Raw genomic sequence first — 6,978 nt, forward strand, 5'->3', positions numbered from 1 at the left:
GCTCTTCTTTATCGCCTCATCAAATTTCTCAAGGTTGGCCGCTAATTCTTCCAGTCGCGTTTGCAGAATCCCCTCCTCCTCATTTTCACTGACCAGCTCCTCCAAAAACACGATCTCATCAAGGATCTTGTTGACTTTCAGAACCTGGAAAGTGCCAGAGATGCGATGCAGATGGCGCGCCAGCCCCTCACAATCGCCGGCAGCAAGCCGCTGCTGGGATTGCATCAGGTCCAGACGGGCCTCAACCACCGCCTGTGAGAGAAACGCCGCGCGGCTAACGCTATCGTCCGGTAAAAACGCATCCATAACGTTAGGGTCCATCCAGTCCTTCAATTGCATGTCATGTTCGTCTGGCCAAAGTTTTACTAACTCCTGCTCCAAGCGACCGAGTTCCAATGGGCGGAACAGGCAGATGTCCATACCCGCATCCAGGCAGCGTTGTCGCTCGCTCTCCTGTGCATTGGCCGTCATTCCGATGATTTTCACCGCAGAGTGTTGGCTGGCACGTACACGGCGGGTCAGCGTCAGTCCATCCATTACCGGCATGTTGCAGTCAGTGATGATTAAATCAAAGGCACCTTGCTGCCAACATTGCCATCCCTGTAATCCGTCTTCAGCTTCCACGACCTGATGCCCCAGTAGAGCGAGCTGTTTACCCAACAGCAGCCGGTTGGCTGGATGGTCATCAACAATGAGAACCTGTAGGCGTTTATTGAGATGCGTTTCCTCCAATATCGATGCTTCGCTGACAGCAGCCACCGGTCTGTAATCCACATTCAGCTCGACGCCTATCTGGGTACCGGCACCCGGCATGCTTTCCAGCGTCAGTTGCCCCGCCATCATCTTTATCAGTTCAGAAGTAATGGAAAGGCCTAGTCCTGTGCCCGCAGCATCATCGGCTCCTGCCTGTTCGAAAGGCTGGAAAACACGTTTTTGACTGGATGGGTCTATCCCTACGCCTGTGTCCTGCACGCTAATGGAGAGCCGGGCATGCCCCTCGTTATCAGGTACCAGAGAAACAACGACATCTATGCGTCCTTGATGGGTAAACTTCACCGCATTACTGACAAAATTGGCCACCACCTGTCGCAACCGCAACGGGTCGATATACAGTTCACTTGGTACGGGTTGCTCAAGATGCAGGTTCAGCGTGAGTGTTTTCTGGCGGGCCAGGCCATCAAAAACGCGAATGACCGGCTTTACAACCGCCTCAATGGTCGACCACTCCGGATTCAACACCAGTTTGCCTGACTCAATTTTCGACATATCCAGGATGTCGCCTATCAATCCCATCAACGAATGCGCGGAATCATAGGCCGTGCGTAACATCCGCGGGTCGCTGCTTTCCGGCTGATGCACCGACAGCTCCAGCAGACCAATAATCGCGCTAAGCGGCGTGCGGATCTCATGGCTCATGGTGGCGAGAAACTGGCTCTTACTGCGGTTGGCAAGATCTGCCGTCTCTCTGGCTTTGGATAAATTATCGAGTAACAGCAGATAGTCAGTGACATCCTGCCAGCCGCAGATCCATCCCGTTGGGCTTTCAAGTGACTCACTGTAAGGCGTTAACCAGTGCGTGATGCGTCGCTCACCGCGTTTGCTGTCCAGTACAAACTCCTGCTCTTGTACTGTCTCTGTCCAGGGTTGGTTATCGGCGATGCGGTTAATAATACTCTGATAAATTTCGCCTAATGGATTGCGACGATCATAAAGAGGCAGCGTAAGCAGAGTCTGCTGTGCATCGCCAAAAAAGTCATGAAACGCCTGATTGTAATGAATAATGATGCCGTCACGGTTGATCACGTACACCGGGCGAGGCGGTCCGTTGATGAGACGGTCGCGAAAACTCAGCTCTGCTTGCAAACGTTGTTCGTCAAGCTGTTTGTGTTTCACACGGCGGCGCATGATCAGCCCCCACAGGAAAAACGTGGCAACTAACAGCAGTGCGGCGATAGCGACAAGATAGAACTGGGTGCGATACACCGACCAGGTGCGGAACTGTGCTTCAGGTGTGCCTTGCCAGCGAGCGATGATCTCGCTGTACATTTTTGGCGGAATCGCATCCAGGGCTTTATTGATGATACCGTAAAGTTCTGGCTCACTGCGCTTAACGCCGAGTGAAACTTCTGCCTGTGGCATCGGCAGCAATTCGGCCACCCGAAGCTGACCGACGTAATAGCGGGCAATAACGTAATCAGCGCTAATCAGTGTATTGACGGCACCATCCGCTTTCCCTTCCGCCACCATCTGCATGGCCACCGCCGAGTTACTGACCGGGATAACCTGAACGTCAGGGTGATGTACTTTCAACCATGCCGCAGCAGCATGTCCCGCCGGCAACGCCACTCGCATTTTCGCATACCAGGGTTCAGCATGATTCATCTCTGACATCACTAACACGTTTGGCGAGAACATAAACGGGTTAGTCAATAGCAGTTGTCGGGCACGCTCCGGACTGGCAAGAATCGACCCGACCATACTGATATCGGGTTCCGCCAGACGCTCAGGGATATTTGTGACATCATCTTCAGAAACGGGAATAAACTGCAGCCCGGTTTTCAGATGGATGAGCTTAAGGACGTCGGCGGTGATGCCGTAGAAATTGTGCTGATTATCAAACAGCATAAAAGGCGCGTTAAACTGGGTGACAATAATTTTCACACTGTGATGCTGAGCCAACCAGTCATTTTCTTCATTCGTTAACGGTAGCGCACTGGTGAGGAACTGGTTCATCGCCCCCTGGTCCCAGCGGCGCAGCAGCAGTTCACGCGTCGTGGGTGACATCTGCCGCATCACTTCATTGATGATCTGGCGTAATACGCCCTGATCGTTACGCAGCGCCAGGTACCAGCTGCTGGCCGGTAAATCGAGTGTATTTTCAATCGTCAGACTGTTGGCAAAATGGTGCTCAATCAGATAATTGCTGGTAATCATGTCACCCACGGCCAGATGACTTTTACCATTGGCCACGGAGGCCAATGCCGCCAGCGTATCGGGATAGGCCACCGTTTGTGCAAGGCGGAAATGCTGACGAAGCCGCGTTGAAGTGACAAAATTTTTCGGTACGGCAATCACTGGCGGAGTGACATCCGGTTGAAAAGCGCGAATAGAGGATTTCACTACAACGGGGTGGCTGACAAACAGCGGTTCGGTAAAGGTCAGTTGCGGTCCACTCTCTGGCTGTGCCGCACCGCGATCCAGCATGGCATCAATGTCCCCTCGCTGAACGGCCCTGAGTGCAGCATCATGGTCGTTATACCAGATGAATTGCACTGTGAGGCCGAGTGAATGAGTCATAAACTGACTTAACTCTGGAAGCAGCCCACGAATGACGCCGTCTTTATGCACCATCAGCATCGGTGGCTTTTCCATTGCCCAAATGCCAATTCTCAACTCACGTTTCATTCCCAACCAGCGCCAGGAGGCGTCGGGTAAATCGAGACTGACTGGCTCCAGTTGTTGATTAGGGCGAAATATAAGTGCCTGCCCTTCAGTGAGAACGGCAGACACAGAAAATGAAAATATCAGAGACAGGATGACAAGGAGTCTTACGAATAAGGCCATTAAGACACCTGATTGCGGCGGGTAAAATCGAGCAAATCCTTACGTGTTTTTAGTCCCAGTTTATCCATGAGTCGGGATTTATAGGTACTGACGGTTTTATTACTGATTTTCATACGCGTGGCGATGGTGATAACTTCCATTCCCTCCGCCAGAAATTGCAGAACCTGAAACTCACGTGCCGATAAGCTTTGAATACGCGCCCTGTCATCTACCTGATTATCAATGACTTGTGTGTCATGCATTCTTAGCGGAAAATAGCCATAGCCCGAACTCACCGTTTTAACCGCATTAATCAGGTCTTCAAGGTTATTTTTTTTGCTGATAAAACCGTTCGCACCGATTTTCGCACTGCGAAGCGCATAGTGATCGGCATTTTTTCCACTCATGACAATAATGGGTAGTTTATAGCCAGATTTACGCAGCATATCAATGACATCAATACCGTTAATGTTGGGGATATCAATATCGAGAATTAAGATATCCGGATCATGTTGATACACTAATGGGATGACCTCAGCGCCATCTCCTGATTCAGCGATGACTTGGTAGCCTTTCCCACCCATTTGCTGTCCTACATTTCCCCACAAGTTCAGACGCGGGTTGATTTTTCCTTCCACACCTACTTTGATTTCACCAATATCACGCGTACCCGCCACGTTATTGCTTACACCGTCAAGAGATGCACCGTAGTTTGCCGTGTTGTGGATCCAGTTAGCTTCGATAAAGGGTTCGAAATCGCGTTGTTTGCCGTCATCAATGCGATTGTGACCGTTGATAAATGCCCGCACACCCAATCGGGTCGTTACATTGTTGTCACCATTAAACGTCACCTGAGTTCCATTCTGCTCGGTATGCGACTTGCTCTTTACGCCGTTCCACACCACCTGTGCTTTCGGTTGCAAGAAGTAGCTTTCACGCTCGCTTCGTTGACCCAGTTTCCAGGTATACCCCGCTTCCACCGATGCGCTCAAACCCGATGATTTGTACTTTTCTGTTGCCAACTGTTCACCGCTTACGCTGTTATCAAACCAGCTGTACTGTGCCCAGGTATCCACGTAGGTACCGGTTTTTTCAGCATCGTTTTGATACCAGGTCCCATACGCGCCAACGCTGTAACCATCCACACTGTTATCTGAGCGCGCGCCGGTCACTCTCGAGTGGGTGTTGCCCCACTGCTGCCCCTTAGCCGCCATCAGGCCAAGGTGATAACGGTCCAGGCCGTCACGGCTCCACTGAGCCACGTCGCCACCCAACTGCACCAAATAACGGTTTTCCTGCGCCTTAAGCTGTCCGCTGGTGTCGTTCAGGCGAGTATGACCGCCCACGGTGCGCAGCCACATGCTGGTCACGCGCTTTTCACCCGTCAGCGCATCGATATACTGGGTTTCACCCAAACGATCGTGCAAACGCATCATAAAAAGGTTGTTGATTGCTGCCTGGTTCGCGGCGTAGCTGCCGCTTTCTGGACGGAGCGTCGGGGTGGTTGGGCTGATGCCGCCATCACCAATGCCACCACCAGAGCCACCGGCATTGTCACCGCCACCATTGCCGTATTCACCCGCGTTTATCAGATACCAGTTTTTGCTGTTATTTTCCTCACCGCGCGCCAGGTCGTACTCGTAAGCACCAGCTACAATACGCCCGGTTTTGCTGAACTGCCCGGCAGACTCACCGTCGACGTGGACAAGCTCGATACCGTTATAGGTACGTGCGCCCCGGCCGCCGAGGTTGTTCACTGAGACGTTGGTGCTGCCACTGGTATCCCCTTCGACAATCAGTTTATTGGTTGCCGAGTTGTCATCGCCTAATACGCTATTGAAGGCAATCAAACCGTTGTTACCGTTGTAATTCCCGTGGACAGTCAGGGTGCTGGAGTGATTCTGTTCACCGGAGGAGGATACCGGATCGAAGATTACGCTGCCGTTATCCAAATCCAGCGCACCGACGGTAGAGCTGCCGTTAGTGACCCACTGTGCGCCTTTTTTGATATCTACCGAGGTAATTTCGCTGGCGTTGCCCTGCCAGGTGGCATTATCCAGGACGATGTTAGAGGTTGCCCCCTCCGCACTCACGGCGTCACCTTTCAACAAGCTGCCGTTGCTGGCAGTCACGGTGGAAATATCGCTGAGGAAACTCATCGCGTTACCGGCGAGCGCCGATACCTGCGTGGCGTTTAAATTGATTTCCCCGCCACTCATTGTCAGGGCATTGCTGTTCTGACCGCTGACATTGACCAGACTGTTTGTCGCATTCACTGTGCCACCAGACGTGACATTGATGCCATAACCTTCCAGGCCCGTGTGCTGCAATTCACTGTTGTTAAGGTTTACAGTACCCCCTTCGCTGGCACTGACCCCACCGGATTGCGCACCCGTAATTTTCAACAGACTCTGGTTGGCGTTGACGCTGGATTGTTCAGACCGCGCGGCTAAAGCCACATTATTGCTACCCTTAGTCTCAACCTGGCTGTTGCTAAGGTTGATGGCGTTGTTCCCGCCGTAGGCATAGGCGCCTTTTCCTCCTTGCCCGTTCATGACTATCAGAGTATTACTGGCATCGATCTGATTGAATGCGCCAGTTGGATCTGCGCCCAGCGCATCCAGTCCATTGGAATCATTGCCATTTATGTGGATGTCGGCATTTTTAAGCGTCATTTTGGCATTATTCTGCACACCAATACCGTCTGCGCCCCAGCGGGTTGAACCATGATCGCCGTCGGTAATAATGGTGATGCCGTCAATATCAGCCTGAGCATCGTTCAACAAATAGATGCCGCGTGAAGAATTGCCCGTGGTGTGAATGAGTGAATTATTTCCAGCTCCGTTAGGCTGAACGATAACCTCACTTGTGCTGCTCGCCCGGATACCATGCGATGAGATGCCGCTGGTCAGGATGTCTGACTCCGACAGCAATCCTTTTGCACCATAGAGAAGTTGTAATCCGTGTGCGTTACCTCCCTGTGTAGATACAGAACTATTGCCGAGGGATAAGGTACTCGCCCCTTTGATTAGTGCCCCATGAACCTGGTCCTGGGTGGTATTCAGGCTGGAGTGAGTCAACGTAATAGAAGAATTAGGGTCAGCTTCTACGGCACTGGCAATATCAACACTTCCCACCGTGCCGGTGTGATTAATGGTGACGCTGTCTGCTGTGATTATTCCTGCCGCAGATCGGATACCCGCCGAACCACGGCCAGTAACATTTATCTGAATTCCCTGACCGTTGCTGCTACGACCGGCGTTCAGGGTACCACCTGCTGCATATAAACCACTTGCTGCCCCGCCGTGAGTCGTAATTGTCCCGCCGCTAAAGTTAATGATGCTATTTGCTTCGGCTCTTATTGCATCAGCATAAGTTCCGGTTGTCATAACTGTTGTGTTCTCTGCATTAATAACACCATTGTTAAAAGCGCGT

Annotated in this window: 2 protein-coding genes; both read right to left on the reverse strand. The window is 51.9% G+C overall.

Annotated elements, in window-relative coordinates; all coding sequences use genetic code 11:
• The coding region (locus QMM04_RS19610; RefSeq protein ID WP_282996813.1) for a transporter substrate-binding domain-containing protein at positions 1-3,564 on the reverse strand (3,564 nt) is incomplete at its 3' end.
• Positions 3,564-6,932: an autotransporter outer membrane beta-barrel domain-containing protein gene (locus QMM04_RS19615; protein ID WP_282996814.1), complete on the reverse strand. Its 3,369-nt coding sequence runs from the start codon at positions 6,930-6,932 to the stop codon at positions 3,564-3,566. The genes QMM04_RS19615 and QMM04_RS19610, both read right to left, overlap by 1 nt.
• Between the last annotated feature and the right edge of the window lie 46 nt (positions 6,933-6,978).

This window comes from Pantoea sp. Pa-EAmG, assembly GCF_030024295.1.
In the GTDB taxonomy this organism is placed as follows: domain Bacteria; phylum Pseudomonadota; class Gammaproteobacteria; order Enterobacterales; family Enterobacteriaceae; genus Pantoea; species Pantoea dispersa.

Coding starts and splice junctions, on each gene's coding strand:
- QMM04_RS19615 (WP_282996814.1), bottom strand. CDS start 6,932: ATGACAACCGGAACTTATGCTGATGCAATAAGAGCCGAAGCAAATAGC.